Annotated in this window: 10 protein-coding genes; 1 reads left to right on the top strand and 9 read right to left on the bottom strand. The window is 58.3% G+C overall.

Annotated elements, in window-relative coordinates:
- Nucleotides 1-95: 95 nt before the first annotated feature.
- The 9 genes from GE073_RS22750 to fabZ all read right to left on the bottom strand — a co-directional run bounded on the left by GE073_RS22750 (nucleotide 96) and on the right by fabZ (nucleotide 17,246).
- Nucleotides 96-2,846, bottom strand: coding sequence for an S-layer homology domain-containing protein (locus GE073_RS22750; RefSeq protein WP_194843458.1), 2,751 nt, complete (start codon nucleotides 2,844-2,846; stop codon nucleotides 96-98).
- Between the two features lie 953 nt (nucleotides 2,847-3,799).
- Nucleotides 3,800-4,249 (bottom strand): hypothetical protein, encoded by a 450-nt coding sequence (locus GE073_RS22755; RefSeq protein WP_127464414.1) that lies wholly within the window; start codon nucleotides 4,247-4,249, stop codon nucleotides 3,800-3,802.
- 917 nt (nucleotides 4,250-5,166) lie between these two features.
- Nucleotides 5,167-9,249, bottom strand: coding sequence for an S-layer homology domain-containing protein (locus GE073_RS22760; protein ID WP_127464415.1), 4,083 nt, complete (start codon nucleotides 9,247-9,249; stop codon nucleotides 5,167-5,169).
- Between the two features lie 168 nt (nucleotides 9,250-9,417).
- Nucleotides 9,418-10,539, bottom strand: coding sequence for a glycosyltransferase family 4 protein (locus GE073_RS22765; RefSeq protein ID WP_043111319.1), 1,122 nt, complete (start codon nucleotides 10,537-10,539; stop codon nucleotides 9,418-9,420).
- Nucleotides 10,540-10,653: 114 nt separating this feature from the next.
- A complete protein-coding gene (locus GE073_RS22770) occupies nucleotides 10,654-11,448 on the bottom strand; it encodes a WecB/TagA/CpsF family glycosyltransferase (RefSeq protein WP_052333272.1) in 795 nt (264 codons plus the stop codon).
- A gap of 140 nt (nucleotides 11,449-11,588) precedes the next feature.
- Nucleotides 11,589-12,743: a polysaccharide pyruvyl transferase CsaB gene (csaB, locus tag GE073_RS22775; RefSeq protein WP_153784452.1), complete on the bottom strand. Its 1,155-nt coding sequence runs from the start codon at nucleotides 12,741-12,743 to the stop codon at nucleotides 11,589-11,591.
- A complete protein-coding gene (locus tag GE073_RS22780) occupies nucleotides 12,736-14,880 on the bottom strand; it encodes a DUF5693 family protein (protein WP_028598986.1) in 2,145 nt (714 codons plus the stop codon). Before GE073_RS22780 ends, csaB begins: the two co-directional genes overlap by 8 nt.
- A 124-nt stretch (nucleotides 14,881-15,004) precedes the next feature.
- Complete coding sequence (locus GE073_RS22785; protein WP_028598985.1) at nucleotides 15,005-16,714, bottom strand: phospho-sugar mutase; 1,710 nt, start codon at nucleotides 16,712-16,714, stop codon at nucleotides 15,005-15,007.
- Nucleotides 16,715-16,814: 100 nt separating this feature from the next.
- On the bottom strand, nucleotides 16,815-17,246 hold the full coding sequence (gene fabZ / locus GE073_RS22790) for a 3-hydroxyacyl-ACP dehydratase FabZ (protein ID WP_028598984.1): 432 nt from the start codon (nucleotides 17,244-17,246) through the stop codon (nucleotides 16,815-16,817).
- A 359-nt stretch (nucleotides 17,247-17,605) separates the two neighbouring features.
- Here fabZ and GE073_RS22795 point away from each other — a divergent pair, with 359 nt between their 5' ends.
- The gene (locus GE073_RS22795) at nucleotides 17,606-19,771 is read left to right on the top strand and encodes an Ig-like domain-containing protein (RefSeq protein WP_043111317.1); all 2,166 of its coding nucleotides are present in this window, start codon (nucleotides 17,606-17,608) and stop codon (nucleotides 19,769-19,771) included.
- Nucleotides 19,772-19,963 lie beyond the last annotated feature (192 nt).

Below are 19,963 nucleotides of genomic sequence, written 5' to 3' on the forward strand. Positions count from 1 at the left end.
TTTGTTTCTGTTATTTACCGCTTGCTCCAACTTTTGTGCAACAAAAAAAGAGCAAGCAGGGAATCCTGCTTGCTCTTTGGGGATGAGGCCTTAGATTAGCCGATTTCAACCGTGATCGTACCGGACACGTTGTTGCTCGTCGTGTACGTGATAACAGCCGTTCCTTTTTTACCAGCGACTGGGGACAGGTTGCCAGCTTGATCAACCGTTACCAGCGAAGGCGTCGAGGAGGAGAAGTATCCGATTGGGCTGATCGCGATGCCATATTGGTCTTTAACCGTAGCCGTGATTTTGTTGCCGTTTTGCTTCAGCGTTACTTCTTTAGCCACTGGAGCATCTTCGGAAACAGTCACTTCTTGCGTTGCTACAGCTGTGTTGCCCACATATGCAGTAACCGTCGATTTACCCGCTTTTTGACCTGTAAGTGCAAAGTCAGACTCAACTTTCAGCACAGTAGGCTCGGAGCTGGTTACGAAGTCAGCAGAAGCTTTAGCCAGTGCGACTGCTTCGCCGGAAGCCGTTTTACCCGACAGTTTGATCGTCTTGGAGTAAGCTCCAGCCGTCTTAGCTGCAAATGCTGCACCGATCGAATCGATCGAGAAGGATTTGACGTCAGCGGAATCAACAACCGTTACCGTGAAGGTGTATACTTCAGCGGATCCAGAAGAGATCGTCACTTTTGCCGAACCGGATTTGCCGTTAGCGGCTTTCAGTTCGCCTGTTGCTTTGTTGTAGGTCAGCAGGTTCGCTTCGGATTGTTCGGAGAGGACAACATCATAGGCTGCTTCTGCAGCTGTTGCCGTCTTCGTACGTCCATAGTTATCAACCAGTACGATGTTATCGCCTTTCAGCGTAACCGTAGCATTGTCTTCCAGCGTCGTTACGACATCTTTAATGCCGTTTACGCCTACGACATTAGAAGCTTTTTGAACCGTCACGCCAAGCGTAGAAGGTACGGAAGTAGCGACTTTGCCACGAGCAACCAGGTAGGAGTAGCCCTCTTTCGTGAACTTCAGGACGAGCTCGCCCTTAGCGTTCACCTTAGGGTATCCTTCAGCAATGTTTGCACCGGAGATGTCGATTTGGTCCGTGCTCAGAGCCGTACCTTTAACTTCTTGACCGAAGATATCGGTAGCTACGAACGGGAAGACCACTTCTTCACCGGCTACGACCAGCGAGCTTGGTGCACCCAGTTGAATATCTTTCACAACCGAGTTGCCTGCAACGGTGATAACGATGGACTTAGCAAGACCGGCGCTCGGGTTGCTAACCGTCAGCGTCGTGGAGCCGGCAGCTTTAGCTGTGAATTTCAGAACGCCTTTGCTGTCCACGGTAATTTTCTCAACAACACGGTTGTCGCTGTTGTAGAAGATCAGACCGTCTTTTTCTTTCCAGCTCGTGTACGTATCAGCTGCAACGCCGGCTTTAAAGTCGATATCGCCAGCCGTGAGCGTCAGCGCTTGACCGCTTGCATCTTTCAGAGTCAGCGGAACGATAAGACCCGTTTCGCCAGCGGAGATACGAACTTTGCCAGCCAGCGGCTGAACTTCGCCCAGTTCCAGGACAGTGGCCGTCGAGCCCGTTACGACCGGAATGGTTTTGTTCGTGCTAAGACCCGTAGCTGGGACAAATGCCGTCACGAGGACTTTATCGCCAGAAGCAGCTCCAGCCGTCTTAAGGTTGACCTTGCCGCCTGTAACCGTAAGAGCAGCATTCGTCTTCGTCGTGTTTACAGCCGTGATGTAAGTGCTAGTCGTAGCCGTTACATCCTCTTTGAACTGGTTGTAGACTTTAACGCCGAGATCGACATTGTCAGCCAGTTGAAGAGCAGGGGACGTTACTTCGATCGAGGAAGTTACGCTTGCAGCAACTTTAACCGCGAACGGAGCGTCCGTGCCTTTTACCGTCAGCGTGTAGTCGCCTACCGGCAGGTATACAGCGGACAGAACAACGGATTTGTTGTCGTCAGCGTATTTAGCCGTCACAGGGAACGTGGACAGGTTGGATTTCAGCGTGTAGCCGCCATCCAGGTACGTTTTTTCCGTAGCCGTCAGCGCGCGGTTGAATTTAACCGTGATTGCTTTGGCGCCGGATTGAGCCGCTTCCGTTGCTTTAACAGCTTGAAGCGTAACTTTAACATCGTAGGATTTGCCGTTGTAGGAAACGGAAACCGTCGTTTCTTTGCCAACTTCCAGTGGAGTCGTCAGCGCGTGCTTCACGACTTGGTTGTCGGAGAAAGTAACCTCGATGTTCGTAGCGTCGACAGCAACAGCGGACTTGACGGATACAGCTGCATCCGAAAGGTCGTAGATTGCTTCAACGACTTGACCGCGAGTAGCGGCTACTTTGTAAGAAGCGGCGGAATCGATCAGGCCGGCTTCGATAGCAGCTGCTACGTAGCCTTTTGCCCAAGCGCTTACCGCGCCGGAAACAGCTGCGTCCGCTTTAGGCGTCAGGCCTGCTGCGATAACGAGCGTTTTGGCTACTTGCTCAACCGTCAGGGACTGGGAAGGTCCGAACAGGTTGTTGCCAAGGCCGTTCAGGTAGCCAGCTTTCGTGCCAGCGCCGATGAAGCCTTTCGCCCAGTGAGTTGCTGCTACGTCCTTGTAATTGGCTGCAGCGGCGTCTTCCGTCAGGCCGTTGAGCAGAACGAGGACTTTGGAGAACTCAGCGCGCGTGATGTTCTTCGTCAGGCCGGCCGTTCCGTCCGGATAGCCCGTCAGGATGCCCGCTTGCTTCAGAGCGTCGAATTTCTGTTGTGGGGACAGTTCAGCCGCGAAAGCGGAGCTTGCGAATACGGAAGTTACGAGTGCGCCAGTAACGACCAGGGATAAACTTTTCTTCATAACCTTTTTGTCTCCTCCTCTAACTTGCTTAAGTATGTGAGAGTGTTTGGTAGAACTATGAGTGCTCTTTGTACTCATCTGTTGTGTCACCCCCTTCCCAGAGTGTGGGAGCAGTATAATATAGAAAAATGTCTGCTTCATGCTGTAGACACGTGTGAAAACATGTCGCAGAAACTCGTAAAATCAAGTAGAAAATAATGGAAGCCTGTCAAACCACTAAACCATTATACAATGGGCTAGTAGAGGCAGTAAAGAGGGAGATGAGAATATGTTCCATTTCCATCGGAGTTACCGGAGCAAAAGGAATTGATGTTCCGGACGGGCTTCCCTGCCATCTTTGGATTCCGTTCTGTGCGACTCCATGTACTTAAACGCAGGGCGTTTCGAAAAGTTGCGAGCCGTCGGAACTTTTTTTTCTTTTTCTTGCCTGTTGTTTTGCTATGTATTGCCTTGATGCGTACTTCTTGGCTGCATTCCTAGTATAACTTGGTTAACCTGGCTCCGTCGACTCGAAACTTTTTCCATCCCTCGGAATCTGTCGAAGATTGGCCTCATACTTCTTACCATCTAGTTTAGCCTGAAAATATCCTTTGACTTCTTTGAATTAGCCCCTTTTACATCTGTCGGTAACGAAATCATTTAAATTTAGATTCTTAAATAACGCCATGTGCGTTGAGCGCTTACATGAATTAAAGATTTCTAAACTCGACTACTCAACATGCCTCAAGTCAATCTAAACCCATTTGAGGAGTCGGTTGAATGCAGCCAAATCTCATCTTGAGAATCAAAAAAGGTTTGATAGAGTGAATTAACTAAAACTCACAATACCAAGCGAGAAGGTGGCCTCATTCTAAAAAAGTCGCCAACTGATCTGTTACTTTACGTCTATTCACAATTTAGGCTCCTCTGGGTTAGCTAAAGCTAACCCAGAGGAGCCTAAATTGATTTTTCATCTAATTAATAGATAACCATGTCAGATATTCCTGCGTACTCGAATAATCATTAGGCGAATGGCCTTTAACGTTCCAATAAATAGTGTATCCCGGCGGCAGTCCTGTAACACTCATTGTATCTATATTTCCAGCTCCATTATCTAGAGGAGAAACTGGAGTATTGTTTGGACTATAGATTCTAAAATCAAAATCAAAATTCTTACTTGGGGTACCGTCACCGTTTCCATTTGCTAGAAAGACAGTCAAATTAACTGGGCTACCGGTATAGTTAAACCATTGAAACCAGTCCTCGTCACCATAACTAGTAATTTTCCCAGAGAAAAATTGATTAGGAGGAAGGAAATGAGCACTGTAACCATCATCGGCGAAACCTGGAGTTGCAGAAGCACTTCCAGCAAAAGATAAAGTGGCCAACCCAACTGATAGTGCTAGCAGTTTTAGTTTTTTCACAATAACCTCCTGAATTGATTTAATATTAGCCCCCATCCTTTGGATGGAATAATGCGATCCTTCTTCCATTCAAAAGGATATGGTTTATACAAAATTACATTATTTATATTTATATGTGAATAAGCCCCATTTACCATTCTTGATCTCTGTTATGATTCAGAATTCCCAAGTATCGCAAAGGAACCAGCGGGAACTTTGTATTTTCATGAAGAAATATGAGATGTTACCATTTTCGCATTCATCAAAATTTTAACTTATCAATCCAATGACTTTCGACCATCCAAAAAACCTAGATAGTTTATCGATTAACCCAAAGGTTTACCTATGCCAACAAGGAGCTGAACTCGTACCTGAGAGCTTTCAACCGTTCTTTGAATTTCGTCATCACCTTGTCCGATGGCGTCGTTCGTTTTCCCGGTTCGGATTCATGTCCGAGAATGGTCCAGCGGGTGAAGATAGGTGTTCGCTAAAAGCGTTACGGTGTGCCTCGTTAGTTTATTGTGCTGCCAAGCACACAAAAAGCAAGAGAAACTACTATTCTCGCAGCTTCTCTTGCTTTTTGTATGCCATTAGAACAAAACTTGATTTCATTCACAATCTAGTAATTCCAATCCATTTAAGGTAACTCTGAGTACTCGAGAAACCATTTGTTGTATGCCCTCTTACCCTCCAATAAACAGTTTCACTTGGTGCGAGATTGCTCAAATACATAACATAATCATTTCCTGCACCATGATCGTCTGCCTGTATGAGAGTATTATTGGGATGAAATATTTTAGAATCAAAATCATAATTTTTATTTGACTTCCCATCTCCAGATTCAGGAACCAAATAGATTGCCACATTCACAAGATGTATAAAAAAAGCAAATGAGCTTGTCTTATTTACGACTCTCCGCTCATTTGCTTGTATTTAATCTAATTGATTTTCGGCAGTCGTTTCAGGCCGACCAGCACTTTTCCGAGAATGATGCCCGAGTCGGAGCGAAGCAGGTTCGATTTCGGTTCGAACACATACCCGTTCTTCGGATTGGTGCTGTCTACCGGAGAGCCTTGAATATAGCCCTTTTGGTAGATCGCAAGGACCGAGGCGCGGGCGTAATAGTCGATGCCGCTGTAGTCCTTGAACGCTTTCTGCAATGCCTTCTCGATCTTGGCCGGATCGGTCTCCAGCTTGAGCTTGAGGGCCCTGGCCAGGATGACGGCCGCATCCTCGCGGGTCAGGTTGCTCGTCGGCTCGAACGTCTTCGGCGCCTTGCCGCGGATATAGCCTTCGTTGAACGCCGTCTCAATGTAGCGGTAATCCCACAGCGCGGTGCTCTCGACGCCGACGTCGTTGAACAGCCGCTTGGAAGGATCGGTATTGTAATTGAGCTGTACGCCGAGCGCCTTGACCATCATCGTGGCGAATTCGCCGCGCGACGTATACAGGCTGGCGCCGAACTCATCGAGCCCCGCCGCATTCATGAAGCCTTTGGCATACATTGCCTCCAGGTAGTTGCGCGCATAAGGATGCGACGTGATGTCCAGGTAGGAATACTTCAGCTGTCCGACGACGTAATAGCCGAATTCCTTGAACGGTACGGTCACGGTGTTTTTCTTCGTGTCGACAACGCCGCCCAGGTTGACCCATTCCGGCTTTTTCGGATCGAAGTGGAACACGGTGATGAACGTGCCGTTGGCATCGACGATATTGGCGTCATACGACAACGTCAGGCTGCCTTCTTTGGACGTCACCAGCTCGCGGTTGATCGGACGATCCACATACGAAGGCAAGTCCGCCGTCGGATACTGGTACGGATCGATGCCGTAGGTGAGCGGGTCGTTGACGCTGTCCGTCTGCGGGTCATCCGCCATGCCGGCGTCGATCCAGAATACCTTGCCCGCCTTGTTAAAGTTGGTGGAGAACGTATTCTCGAACATATTGCCGAGGCTCTCGAGAATCAGGTCGAAGTTGGCCGGCGGCACTTCGAACTCATGCCGGTCGACGACGCCGTCGGTCGGGTTGGCGATGCCGAACAGCAGGCGATGGCCGGTGAACACCTGGTTCTTGAGCTTCTCCGGCACGTTGTAGTCGCGGCGGATAAGCGTCGTCGATTTCGGGAAGGTCAGCTGCAGCTCGCCTTCAAACATTTTGTGCGAGCTCTTCATTTCTTCCATGAAGCCAGCGCCAGGAATATTCGTCGGCGCGTAAGTGACGGTAACGGTGCCGTTGATCGAGTCGTTCTCGTTGGCGATCGTAAACTTCAGGTCGTTTTTGCCCGACTTAAGCCCGCTGATGACGACGCGGTAAGCGGTCGTGTAGTCGATCGTGCCGTCGTTGTCCGCGTCATAGGCGATCTTCTCCGCGTTCAGCTTGTTGACCGTGACCGTCTTGGCGCTAGGCGCGTCGATGATGACCTCGACGAAGTTCTGGTTGACGATGCGCTTGCTGTTCAGAGGGCGCAGAATTTTATACGGCAGCGCCGTCGGATCGACCTCGAGGCGGTAGCTGGCGCGCGCGCCGGCTTCGCCGTTGTTGTAGACGTAGAAGTTGTAGACGCTGGACGTGCCGTCCTTGCTCAGGTACTGGTTGGACAGCACCCAAGAGAATGTCTGCGTCTTGAGGTCGTACGTGACGACGAGCTTCGGCACGCGCTCGCCTTGTTTCGGAATCTCCGGGATGGTATTGCCGGTGTTGATCGTTCCAACCGTCTGCTGATCCTTAGGCAGACCTGTATCAATGACGCGAAGCTCCCTAGCCAGCGTCCAGACGATCGGGCTGCTCATGTTGCTGCCTTCGATCTTCAAGATGAATTTGCTCTTATCGATCGTGCTGCCTGTTCCATTAAGCGCATTTGTCGCATCGGACAAACTCGTTCCAAGATCGATGAAATCAAACGTGCCGTGAAGGTTCATATACGGTTCCTTCGTCGTGAACACGCTGCCCGATTTCGGGAAGTTCGGATCATTGGCCAGCGGAGCCGGCAGGTCGCTGCTGTACGGATAGATGCTGTCGGCCTCGACCGGAATGACCGGGAGGTTGACTTGGTTCAGGAAAATAGTAATCGAGTTCTCATAATTGTTCTTGCTTCCCTTGTAGACGAATTTCAGATTGAAGGCGCCGGCGGACTTCATGATCTCCTTGGCCGCCGCGATCCCGTTTGCTGTCGCCTGGAACGAGTTGACCGCCCCATTCTGCTGGATCTCGATCGGGGCATTGTTGATATAGAAAAACATCGTCTGCGGCTTGCCGCCAGCCGGAGCATAGCGAATGTCCGTCAGATCGTTCAGGTTGGTCAGCGTGGCAGCAAAGTTCTTGAGCGTCGTGGAAACGATCGTATCGAGCTGTGTTAATTTGGTCGAATCGTAGTCGATCTTCATCGTATCATAGATGCTGTCGTACTTGAGGAACGGTCCGAACAGCATGTTGAACGTGACCGAGCCGGTTGCGCTGGCGTCGTGCTTGAACGTGACCGTCTGCGTTCCTTCATAGGGAAGCTTCGTAAAGACAAGAATCTTGCGTACGAACGTTTTGTTAACGCCGTTGACGGTCTTGGTTACCGTCGTCGAATAGGTCTGTGTCGTATCGATCGGTTGAACTGCGCCTGTCAACTCATAGTCCGTCGTGTTGCCGTTGATATCTGTGATCTTGGATACCGTCAATGGAAGCGTCGTGTCTGACGTGTTGCCGATCAGCACCTCGACCGCCAGCGGCGTGTCGTAGATATTCACGCCCGAGAGCGGCTTGCTCTCATTGTTGCGGTCCTGTGTCGTTTTATAGTTCGGAATGTAGTTGATCTCGCTGATGAACGGAGCCAAGGAGTCGCGCAGCGTGAACTTGAGGTTGTACACGCCCTGAGACTCGCCTGCGACCGTATTCAGCGCTTCCAGCGAGAGGTAGTAGGCGCGGTCATAGCTGAAGCTGGATAGAAGCTGGCTGAGCTTGATGTCGACCTTATAAATAAAGAAGGCATCCTCTGGACTGAAGCCGCCCGCGCTGACAGTCGGAATCGCATTGACCGGCGCGGCCGCCGTCCCATCCAGACGAGGCGTAATTTGAATCGGCTGCGTCGGGTCCGGATTCGGCACCGTCACGCCGTTCACGACTTTTTTGTTGTTCGGCACAATGACCGTACCCGTCACGCTGAGGTCGGCTGGCGAATTTGCTTTGCTCGTCCCGAAATCAGGCGAGTATTCCAGCGCCGCGCTGTTCGTAATCGTCGTGCCGTTCAGCTCGTTGAGGTTCAGGTCATAGAACGTCACCTCGCCGTTGTAGAACGCGATCTCGCGCGTCGTTTCCACGGTCTGGTTGTTGTTCGTCACCTTGATCGTGACGAGGTTCTTGCCTTTTTTGACCGTCAAAGGCGAGAGCGTGAATTCGTAGTTGTTTGTCGCGGAGACATTGTAGCTGCGGCTCGAGCCGTTCACCTCGATCGTCACCTTTTGCGCATTGGGCGCGTTGCCGGTGATGGCGATGTCGGCCGAAGTCCGGCCGCGCGAAGCTCCGGAGGAGACGACCGTCGTCGCGTTCTCTTTCATCGGGAACGTGCTGCCGTCCAGGCGAGCGGCCAGGTTGTAGAACACCGGGCCGTCATGGTACATGATGTAGATGGAGGTCGACACCTCAGCGCCGCCCTGCAGGCCCTTGAACGTAATCCGGTTGAGGCCGGAGTATAGTTCAATGTTGTTCGCCGTCAGATTATAGCCGGTCAGGTAGATGCCGCCCTTGACGTTCTCCGTCTTGGAGCCGATCTGGTCGTCGGCGGGATCTTCTGTATTCTTGTTGTTCACAATTTGCAGGACGCTGTACGTGATGCTCGTCGGATCGATGTTGCTGACCGAGCCTTCCAGATTGACGCGGCCGTTCGTCGTCACCCGGGGATTGAGCGAACTGCTCGTCTCCTTCGGGAATGTGAAATAGCCGGTCGCGGCCGCATCAGCCGTCCGGGCAGGCAGTACCGGCAGCAGCTGGACCACGAGGGCCAGCATGAGGACCATGGCGCTGAATCGTTTGAACACGGGAAGCCTCCTCCATACTGTTGCATAGGAATTTGTGTACGTTATTTATCGGACCATGACTGGAAAATTGTTAGGAGCGCGCCGGATTTACGATAACTTCTATTATCATGAAGATAGTAAAAAGCCTGTCCCTCCGCGTGGAAGGACAGGCTTCGATTCTAATGAAGGCTATTTGCCGCGCTGCTGGTCGGGCTTGAGCCTCATGCGGGCCAGCAAGCTCAGCAGCGGCCGCTTGGACTTGTCGACGATGCCGATCAGCTCGGCGCCAATCTGCATGAAGAACACGAGCAGGCTGATGACGACGAACGTCACCCAGTTGGCTGCGTGAGATTGGACGAAAGTGGACTGCACGATCGCCGCGAAGCCAAAGAAGGCGGCCACCCCATAAATGATGAGGACGGTCTTGCGATGGCTGAAGCCGAGCTCGCGCAGACAGTGGTGCAGATGGCCCTTGTCGGGCGCGAAGATCGGCCGCTTGTTGACCCAGCGGCGGATGATGGCAAAGAACGTGTCTGCGATCGGCACGCCGATGATGAGCAGCGGCGTGATCAGGGAGACGACGGTGACCTGCTTGAAGCCGATCATCGACAGCGTCGCCAGCATGAAGCCGAGGAACAGCGAGCCGGAATCTCCCATGAAAATCTTGGCCGGATGGAAGTTGAATACCAGGAAGCCGAGGATGCCGCCGAGCAGCAGGCAGCTCATCAGGATGATCGGCTCGAAGCCGAGCACGAACGCCATGACGAGGATCGTCGTAATGGCGATGCCGGACACGCCTGCGGCGAGGCCGTCGAGGCCGTCGATCAGGTTGATCGCGTTGGTCACGCCGACGATCCAGAAGATCGTCAGCGGGATGCTGATCCAGCCCGAGATCTCCTGCATGCTTTGGCCGAACGGAATGTTGAGCAAGTCGATCTTGACGCCGAAGCCGAAGACGACGACGCTGGCGGCGACAAGCTGCAGCAGCAGCTTCACCTTGGCCGACAGCTCGAAGCGGTCGTCGAGCGCGCCGGTCAGCACGATGATCGTGCCGCCCGCCAGCATGGCTCGGATCAGGTTGCGGTCATACGCGCTCAGCAAGCCGTCCGGAATGAACGGCAGCACGATGAAGAACGAGCCGATAAACGCCAAGAAGATGGCGAGGCCGCCCAGACGCGGCATGATGCGAGTATGGACCTTGCGCGCATTCGGCTTGTCAATCGCGCCGACCTTGAAGGCGAAGCGCTTGACGAGCGGCGTCAGTCCTAGCGCCAGAACGAGCGCGACGGCAAATCCCGTTATATAAAGCATTGTGGCATTCACTCGAATTCAACTCCCCTTAAGTTCACCGGAATGAATTATAACTCGCATGAAAAAGAAACACCAACCCCAATATTCGGTCATTTCACAGCGAATATCGGTGAATTATCGAAGTTCGTAGGGTTTTGTCACCTTTTCCTTGTCCCGGATCACTTTTAAAGCGAATTGCGGCAAGACGAGCATTCTCCGGAACCGCGTCGGCTGCTGCAGCAGACGATAGAACCATTCGAGGCGCAGCTTTTGCATGAAGACGGGAGCCCGCTTGAGCCTCCCGGCGATGATGTCGAAGCTGCCGCCAACGCCCATGACGAGCGGAACGCCGAGCTCCTGCTTGTAGCGCGCGATCCACGGCTCCTGCGTCGTCGCCGAGCGGGCGACGAACAGCATGTCCGGACGGGCCGCCCGGATGCGTGCGATGACGTCGGGGTCTTCCTTTTCGCCGAAGAAGCCGTGATGGGTCCCGACGATGCGGGTGCCGGGGTACTTCTCCCCAAGCTTGGCCGCGGCCTCGTCGATGACCTCCTGCGTCGTGCCGAGCAGGTAGGCCGTCCAGCCCCGCTCTTCTCCCTCGAGGAAAAGACGGTGCATCAGATCGAAGCCCGGCACCCGCTCCCGCACGGGCTGGCCGACATGGCCGGCCGCCCAGACGACGCCCGCGCCGTCCGGCACGACGAGATCGGCCTCGCGGAGCATCCGGTGAAAGGCCGGATCCTCCAAGCCCATCATCACCATGATCGGATTGGCCGTCACGATCTGGGAAGGCCGCCCCGCCTCGATCCGGTTGGTCAGATACTCGACCGTCTCGTCCATCCCCATGCGGGAGAAAGGCACGCCGTAGATCGACACCTTCGGCACGAGCCGGCTCTCCAGCCACTCGGTCGCATCCGTAGCGTCCTCCATCGCTTCCGCGAGCCGGACCGCTTCCGGAGCGTCGGATTGAAGCGCCGCTCCGCTCGGCGGATCGGCATCCTCGGCCCCGGCAGCCGAGGCAGCTGTTATTTTGTTGTTCGAGTCTATATTCGTCGACATGGGTCGAACCTTCACCTCTTCGCTTTTTGACGCAAATGGCGGACGATATGTTGCGCGGGCCAGGCCGCCTCGCGCTGCAGCCGGTCGATCAGCGGAGCCTTGTCGGCCCGCCAGGCGTCAGAACCGTCCAGCAGCCTCTCGGCCGCATCCGCGAATGCAGAAGCGTCCATCGCCTCGGTCGTCGCAGCCGGGCGCTCCTCTAGCCTGGCGAGAAACTGGTCGATCTTCGGATCGTAGCTGATGCCGAGCATCGGCACCCGCTGGCCGGCGGCGTAGATGAGCGCATGCAGCCTCATGCCGACCAGCAGGTCGCAGCGGCTCACCTCGAGCAGCATCCGCTGCGGATCGTCGCCGGGCTCGGCAAGCTCGGCGCTGCTGCCCGGACCGAGCTCGCCGAGCCGCTCGATCGTCTCGCGCGAAGCTTCCGCATCCGCCGGCACATGGAAGGGCAGGAAGCGCAGACGAACCGGGCGGCGGCGCGCCAGCTCGCCAAGCGCCTCTGCGGCGCGGGCGAGGTCGGCGCCGTCCTTGCGCCAGCGCCGCAGGGAGATGCCGACCACAGGCGTGCGATCGCCCGCTCCGCCGCTCGCCGCGTCCGCCGCGCCGATTGGCAGCGGCAGCCCCATGACCGGATCCGGCACGATGCCGATCCGCTCGCGCGGGACGCCCATCCGGCCGAGCAGCTCGGCGGATTCGGCATCGCGCACGGATACATAGGCGCTGCGCGTCATGACATGGCGGATGAGGCCGTCCATGCGGCGGTTCAGCACGGGGCCGACGCCCTGGGCATAGATGAACGTCGGCTTGCCGAGCAGCTGCGCCAGCTTGAGGATGCCGGCATAATAAGGAATCGTCTTGCTGCCCGTCACGTCCTGCAGCAGGCTGCCCCCGCCGCTGATGAGCCCGTCGCATCCGGCGATCGTCCGCAGCAGCCCTGCCGGGCTCATGCGGCCGACGGCCTGCACGCCGTACATCGACTCGGTCGTGGCCGGGTCCCCCGACAAGACGACCGGCTTGATGCGGACGCCCTGCTCGCGTCCTTCTGCTTCAAGCGCGAGCAGAATCGACTTCAGCACCGCTTCGTCGCCGCTGTTGCGGAATCCGTAATAACCCGAAATGGCAATACGGAATGTCGGCGAGCCGCCTGCCTGCCGGATCTCAGCCATGAAGGGTGGCCTCCTTTCCGCGGCTGCGCAGCTTGCGGTACAGCGCTTCGCCGATCTGCCAGGCGGCGATCAGCGCCAGCCCGATGATCGCGCCGAGGCCGAGACCGAGCAGCACGCGGATGAGCGACATCGGCAGCGGCGTGTGGATGTGGGTGAACGTGCCGACCATCGACAGCTGGCCCATCGCTCCTACAACAAGCAATACCCAGGCCGCCCGATAGCGAAGCGCCAGGAACAGGCCGAGGAGCATGAGCGGGTGAGCGAGCAGGAATTCCTTGGTCCGCGGACGCACGCCGAACGTCGATTCCAGCAGATTGCGGAAGACGAGCTCGAAGCCCGGCGCCGTGCCGCCGTTGCCTGTCCGGGACAAGTAGTACAGGCCGACGATGCCGAGCACAGCCGCCGCCGCGATCCACAGAATGGTGATCTGCAGGCTGAGCAGGCGGCGCAGGCTCGTCCAGAAGCTGCCCCCGGTGAACAGGAACAGGTACGCCGCCGTCAGCGCCATCGGCGCCAGGGCCAGCAGGTTGACGCCCCGGAACTGCTGAAGGACAAGGCTGTACGTAATGTTGTTGAGCAGGCCGACGACGATCGGCACGGCAAGCAGCGAGATGAGCGTCGCCACGACGAACATGGCGAGCGCCATCGACAGCCTCCTGCCGGCGGAAAGGCCGTGGAACACCCAGCGGGTGCCCGGCTGGCTGAGGCCGCCGAGCATCGCGCTCCACGGCGACACTTGGAAGGTCGCCTCCGAGCCGGATGAGCTCCATTCGCCGCCTACCGGGCGACGAGGACCGTCCGTATGGGCGTAAATGCGATTGATGACCCACACCATCGCCAGCGTCGGAGCGGCGATCGCCGCTCCGAGCGCCAGGCCCTGTTCCATCAGCGAGCTGTTGAGCACGTACAGGCCGGCGCTTCCGACAAGGCCGAGCAGGAACACCGGAATGGTCAATCCGCCGAAGAACGCGCCTGCAAGCAGCGCGATCAAGCTGACGGCGCCAAGCGCCGACGCCCCTTTGAGCGCCTTGTGCCAGGACGGCTGGTCGCGCTCGAACGCCGTCGCCTGACCGGACGGGAAGCCGGAGCGGTCCAGCGTCTGCACCGCTCCGTCCTTGCCCCCGATCGAGGCATACAGATTGTCGAGCGGGTTGGTCACCATGCCCTTGTCCAGGTTGGCCGAGGGCGCGGCGTTCAGGTAGAACATCCGGATGTTGCGGTCCTTGGCCGCCAGCAGGAAGCGGTCCACGATGACATCGGGCTTGAGCGCAGCCGCATCCTTGTCGGACAACGAGTAGAGCCGCGCTACATTATAGTGCGTCTTATACGCAAGCGTATTCAGCCCTTCTTGGGGCTTTTTGAGATTTTCGATCGCGGACAGGCCGATGCCGTACTTGTTCAGCAGCTCGGCGAAGCCGTCGAGGCTGCGCAGGTTCGCCTGCTCCGCCGCGCCTTTGACGGCGTTGCCGTCGAACAGGATGCGCGTGACGCCGAGCTCCTTGAACCGGGCAAGCATGCCGTCGGCCTGCTGCTGGTCGTACGGAATCCGGTCGGACAGGCGCGGCAGCAGATGGAAGCCGGCCTGGGTGAGCCGATCCAGCGCCAGCGGATCGGGCTCCATCGTCTTGAGCACCGCGTCGGACAAAGGCGTCTCCAGCACGAGCCCCGCGAGGCCGTCGAACGACCAGGAGTCCACGCGGATGCCGGACGATTCGAAGCGGGCGCGGATGATCGGCTCGAGCGCCGCCTGCTCCGTTTCGCCTTCGAACAGCAGGTAGGTGAAGTTCCGATCGGCCGGAACCGGCTTGTTCTGCAGCAGCGCCGCTTCGGCCTCGCTGTACAAGCCGAGCCGTCCGGCCATCTCCAGCTCGTCGAGCCGGCTTTCGAATACGGACATCGTGCCGACGCCCGCGGCCTTGAGCTTTTCCAGCTCGGCGCTCATGAATTCCTCCGGCTTGGCCTGATAGGAGGCCACCAGCACCAGATCGGAATAATCGAATACGTACTCCACCGTATCGGCGGTCTTCTCCATCTGCCATCGGCTCGCTCCGATCGGCATCGACAGGGCGACGCATGCCAGCGCCAGCACCCACAGCACCTTGCGGGCTCCCCGATTCCATTGCTGCCATTTCAACACTTGTCCACTCGCTCCCTTGACTGCATGTTCCTCTATGGCGCGCAGGGCGGGGCGTCTCTCGCTCCCGCCCTGCGGCTGTTCGATCTATATCGGCTGCATCTGCCCGGCTCGCGAGCCAGCCGCCTCAAGCCATCGCGTCGACGCGCTCCATGACGGAGGAGCGGAGCGCGTCCAGCGCCTCGCCCGCCGCTTGCTGCGACTCGCCGCGCACCGCGAAGTATACCTTGATCTTCGGCTCGGTGCCCGAAGGGCGGAGCGTGAACCAGGAGCCGTCCTCGAGCAGGTACTTGAGCACGTTCTCCTTGGGCAGGCCGTCCAGGCCGATGCTGTAGTCCAGCACCTCGGCGATCTTGACGCCGCCCGCTTCTGCCGGAGGCGCCGAACGGAAGCTGTCCATGATGGCGCCGATCTTCTGCACGCCGTCCAGTCCCTTGAGCGTACGCGACTCCAGCCCCTCCAGATAGGTGCCGTACTCGTCGTACAGCTCCAGCAGCACATCATACAGCGTCTTGCCCTGATGCTTGTAATAAGCGGCCGCCTCGGCGATCAGCATGGCGGCGACGACGGCGTCCTTGTCGCGGGCGTACATGCCGGTCAGGTAGCCGTAGCTTTCCTCATAGCCGAACAGGAATGCATGCGATCCGGTCCGTTCGAACTCGGTCATCTTTTCGCCGATGTATTTGAAGCCGGTCAGCGTATCGATGACGTCCGCTCCATGCGCCTTGGCGATGTCCGCGCCCATCTCGCTCGTCACGATCGTCTTGACGACGACGCCGTTCGCCGGCAGCTGGCCCCGCTCCTTGAGCTGGCTGAGCACGTAGTTCACGAGCAGCGCGCCGGACTGGTTGCCGGTGAGCACGACGTACTCGCCGCGATTGTTCTTGACGACCGCGCCGACGCGGTCGGCGTCCGGATCGGTGCCGATGATCAGGTCGGCATCCTGCTCCTGCGCCTGCCGGATCGCGAGCGTGAACGCCTCGCGCTCCTCCGGATTGGGGCTTTTGACGGTGCTGAAGTAGCCGTCCGGCTGCTCCTGCTCCTGGACGACGGACACGTTCGAGAGGCCGATCTCGGCCAGCGCCTCCCGCACCGGATGGTTGCCCGTGCCGTGCAGCGGCGTGAAGACGACCTTGAGATCGGAGCCAGCGCCGCGCTTCAGCAGATCGCGGTTCAGGCTCTGCGCCGCCACCGCCTCGATGAAGCGGCGGTCGTCGGCGGCGCCGAGCCAGACGAGCAGGCCCTTGGCCTCGGCCTCCTCGCGGCCGATCCGCTTGATCTCGGCGAAGCTGCCGACCCGGCCGATCGCCGCGATCGCCTGCTCGGCCTCATGCGGGACGAGCTGGCAGCCCTCGGGACCGTACGCCTTGTAGCCGTTGTACTCCGGCGGGTTATGGCTGGCCGTGATGACGATGCCGCCGCTCGCGCCAAGATCCCGCACCGCGAAGCTCAGCTGCGGCGTCGGCCGCAGCGAGGGGAACAGATACGTCTTGATGCCGTTGCCGGCCAGCACGAGCGCCGCGTCCAGCGTGAACTCCGGCGAGTTGTTGCGCGAGTCGTGGGCGATGACGACCGACGGAGAATCCGTCTGGGCAAGCAGCCATTGGGCCAGTCCCTGGGTCGCCTTGCCGACGGTGTAGGCGTTCAGCCGGTTCGTGCCGGCGCCCATGACGCCGCGCAGGCCGCCCGTGCCGAACTCGAGATCGCGGTAGAAGCGGTCGGTGATCTCCTTCTCGTCGCCGGCGATGCCGCGCAGCTCTTCCTTCGTCGCCTCGTCGATGAGCGGATCGCTCAGCCAGGCATGATAGCGTTCGGTCGCGATTGCGGTTACGGACATCCGTTGATCTCTCCCTTGTCTATGTATGGCGTCCGCGGGCGGAGTGTCCACCCGCTAAGACGATTTTCCTATCCGAATGGTTTTGCCGTCCTCGCCGGGATCAGCTCGGGTCCGTCAGCGCGAACATGATGCCGCCTTCGGCCACGACCTTGCCATCGACGCTGGCGGTCGCCTTGCCCTTGCCGACGATGCCCTTGAGCCGCGTGATCTCCACCTCGAGCCGCAGCGTGTCGCCCGGCGTCACCTGCCCGCGGAAGCGGAATTCGTCGATGCCCGCGAACATCGCGAGCTTGCCGCGGTTGGCCTCCAGCTTGAGGATCGCGACCGCGCCCACCTGGGCGAGCGCTTCGACGATGAGCACGCCCGGCATGACGGGGAAGCCCGGGAAGTGTCCGGCGAAGAACGGCTCGTTCATCGTCACGTTCTTGAGGCCGACGGCGCGTCTGCCCTCTTCTACCTCCAGGATGCGGTCGATCAGCAGGAAGGGCTGGCGATGCGGAATGATGTCCATGATTTCGTTGATATTCAGCAAGTTGTGGGTCTCCTCCCGGAGGAAATAGTATCGCCGGCCCGGCGGCCGCATCCGCATGGAACGCTCCGCTTCGGGCCAGACTAGAACTGTCCCCCGCGAGCCTGCAGGTCGCAGGGGTTGAGATAAGGGCAGGCCCGCGCCGGACGAACATCCGCGAAGGGCTTGTCCTTTTTGTCGATTCCGGAGGCTGTTCGGTCACCCTCGGGACCTAGCCATGCCCCCGTTATTATACCTCCCGGCGAATGAAAAAAAAACCGCCGCCCTTCCTATTTTCCAGCCTTTGCCTACATTTTCCGCATCGATATGCCGTTAACTAGTATATTCCGACGAAAATCCCGACTCAAAAGGAGTGTCTACCGTTGACCCGACACGCTACACCGCGCGGCCGCACGCTGCTGTCGCTGCTGCTGGCGGCCGTCCTGGCCCTCTCCCTGCTGGCCCCTGCGGCCCATGCCGAGGATGCCGTCACCTCCGTCTCGCTCGACGCCGGCTCCAGCCTGTCCCTGACCTACGGCGAGGACCCGTTCGCGCTCGTGCTGTGGGCTTCCTACTCCGGCTCCTCCGCTAAAAAAGACGTCACGTCCTCGGCCGTATGGACGACCTCGCTCTCCTCGGTCGTCAAAGTGAGCGGAGGCGTGCTGACGCCGGTCGCCTCCGGCAAGGCGACGATTACCGGCAAGTTCGGCGGCTACTCCGCCAGCGTGGCCGTCACGGTCGAATATCCGTACAGCAAGCTGCAGCTGCAGCGCGGCGGCGAGAATGCCCCGTCCAAGCTCGAGGCGGCCGTCGGCGACAAGCTTCAGCTCGATGTCCTCGGCGTCAAGAACGGCCTGACGACCGAGCTGACCGAGGACGCCGACTGGACGAGCTCCAGCGCCGCCGTCGCCACGGTCAAGGACGGCGAAATCGAGATCCTGTCCGCGGGCACGACGACGATCAAGGCCTCCTACCGCGGCGTATCCGCCTCGCTGACGCTGACGGCCGAATCGCCTTACAAGGCGATCGAGCTCTCCGAAACGTCGCTCGTCGAGCTCGAGACGGGAGGCAGCCCGGCCCGGCTGAGCGCGACCGCCCAGCCGAAGGACGGCGGAGCCAGCCTCGACGTCACGTCCAAGGCCGTCTGGAGCAGCTCCGCTCCGACGGTCGTGAAGGCCGAGAAGGACGGCGTCCTGACGCCGGTCGGTCCCGGCACGGCGACGATCTCCGTCTCCTTGCACGGCGTAACCGCGACGGTGCAGGCCGTCGTGCGCCAGCCGTATGAAGTGCTCAAGCTGTCTCCGTCCGCCGAGCTGCACCTGCTGCTCTCCGACTCGCCCGTGCAGCTGTCCGCCTCCATCCCGAGCGCGTCCGGCAGCGCCGAGGACGTGACGGCGCTCGCGGCATGGACGTCCTCCGACCTGTACGCGGCGACCGCGGACGGCGGACTCGTCACGCCGAAGGCGGCCGGATCCTCGACGATCAAGGCCGAATACAAGGGCGTCAGCCGCTCGCTCAAGGTGACGGTCTATCCGACCGCCGTCCGCATCAAGGCAGCAGAAGAGAAGCTGTCCGCGATCGTCGAGGAGACGCGCGAGCTGCCGTCCATCACCGCCGCCGGCCTCGACGACGCGGAGTTCAGCGTCACGAAGCTCGTCAAATGGACGTCCAGCGATTCCGATATCGTGGAGATCAAGGACGGCAAGTGGATCGCGCGCAAGAGCGGCAGCGCCGTGCTCAAGGCCGAGCTCGGCGACATGTCGGTCGAGCTGCCGTTCGAGGTGAATGCCAAGCCGCTCGCCCTGCTGTCCGAGACGAAGAACCTGTCGCTAGTCATCGGCAAGACGGTCGGGCTGCCGAAGCTCACCATCACCTACACGACGGGCGAGGAAGAGGATGTCACTGCCAAAGCCGTCTGGAAAGCTTCCGGCAGCAGCCTGCTCGTGCTGGAGGACTCGATGCGCGGCCTCGCCAGCGCCAAGACGACGCTGACCGCCTCCTACCTCGGCAAGACCGTCTCGTTCCCGGTAACGATCGAGGAGGAGATCGTCAAGCTGACGGTCGATCCGTCCTCGCTCACGCTCAATCCGAACCGCAGCAAGACGGTCAAGGTGACCGGCACGTACAAGAGCGGCTCTACCGTCTCCCTGGCGGCCAAAATGGACTGGAGCACGGACGCTTCGGCTGTCGCGAGCGTGCAGCGCGGCACGATCAAGGCGCTCAAGCTCGGCAGCGCCAAGCTGACGGGCACGTACCAAGGCAAGAGCGTCACCGTATCGCTGTCCGTCAAGCCGAAGCTCAAGAGCCTCGTGCTCTCCGAAAAAAGCCTCAAGCTTGCTCCGGGAGCTTCGGCTCAGCTGAAGCTGAAAGCCTTTTATGACAACGGAACGTATGAGGAAGTAACTGCAGCCTCCCTCTGGTCCTCGAGCCGTGAAAGCTCCGCAGCGGTCACGCAGGGCGGCACGGTGAGCGCCGTCGCCAAAGGCACGGCGACGATCAAAGCCGTCTTCGACGGCAAGTCGGTCACCGCGCGCGTTACGGTCAAATAAATCGGACTCCGAGGCGGCACTGCCGCTTCGATCCCATCCGCCCTTCGGGCCGCTTCACTAAAAAAGGGACGAAGCCGAGATGATCTCGGCTTCGTCCCTTTTCTCATGCCCGGCTGCTGCCGCCAGCGCCCTCGCGCACGGCTCCCCGGTTCCCGACGGATGTGCAAAAAACCGGCTCCGCGAAGGAACCGG

This window comes from Paenibacillus sp. B01 (assembly GCF_009649995.1).
Taxonomy (GTDB): domain Bacteria; phylum Bacillota; class Bacilli; order Paenibacillales; family Paenibacillaceae; genus Paenibacillus_O; species Paenibacillus_O pasadenensis.

Coding starts and splice junctions, on each gene's coding strand:
- GE073_RS22750 (WP_194843458.1), bottom strand. CDS start 2,846: ATGAAGAAAAGTTTATCCCTGGTCGTTACTGGCGCACTCGTAACTTCC.
- GE073_RS22765 (WP_043111319.1), bottom strand. CDS start 10,539: ATGCTTTATATAACGGGATTTGCCGTCGCGCTCGTTCTGGCGCTAGGA.
- GE073_RS22770 (WP_052333272.1), bottom strand. CDS start 11,448: ATGGAGGACGCTACGGATGCGACCGAGTGGCTGGAGAGCCGGCTCGTG.
- csaB (WP_153784452.1), bottom strand. CDS start 12,743: ATGGCTGAGATCCGGCAGGCAGGCGGCTCGCCGACATTCCGTATTGCC.
- GE073_RS22785 (WP_028598985.1), bottom strand. CDS start 16,714: ATGTCCGTAACCGCAATCGCGACCGAACGCTATCATGCCTGGCTGAGC.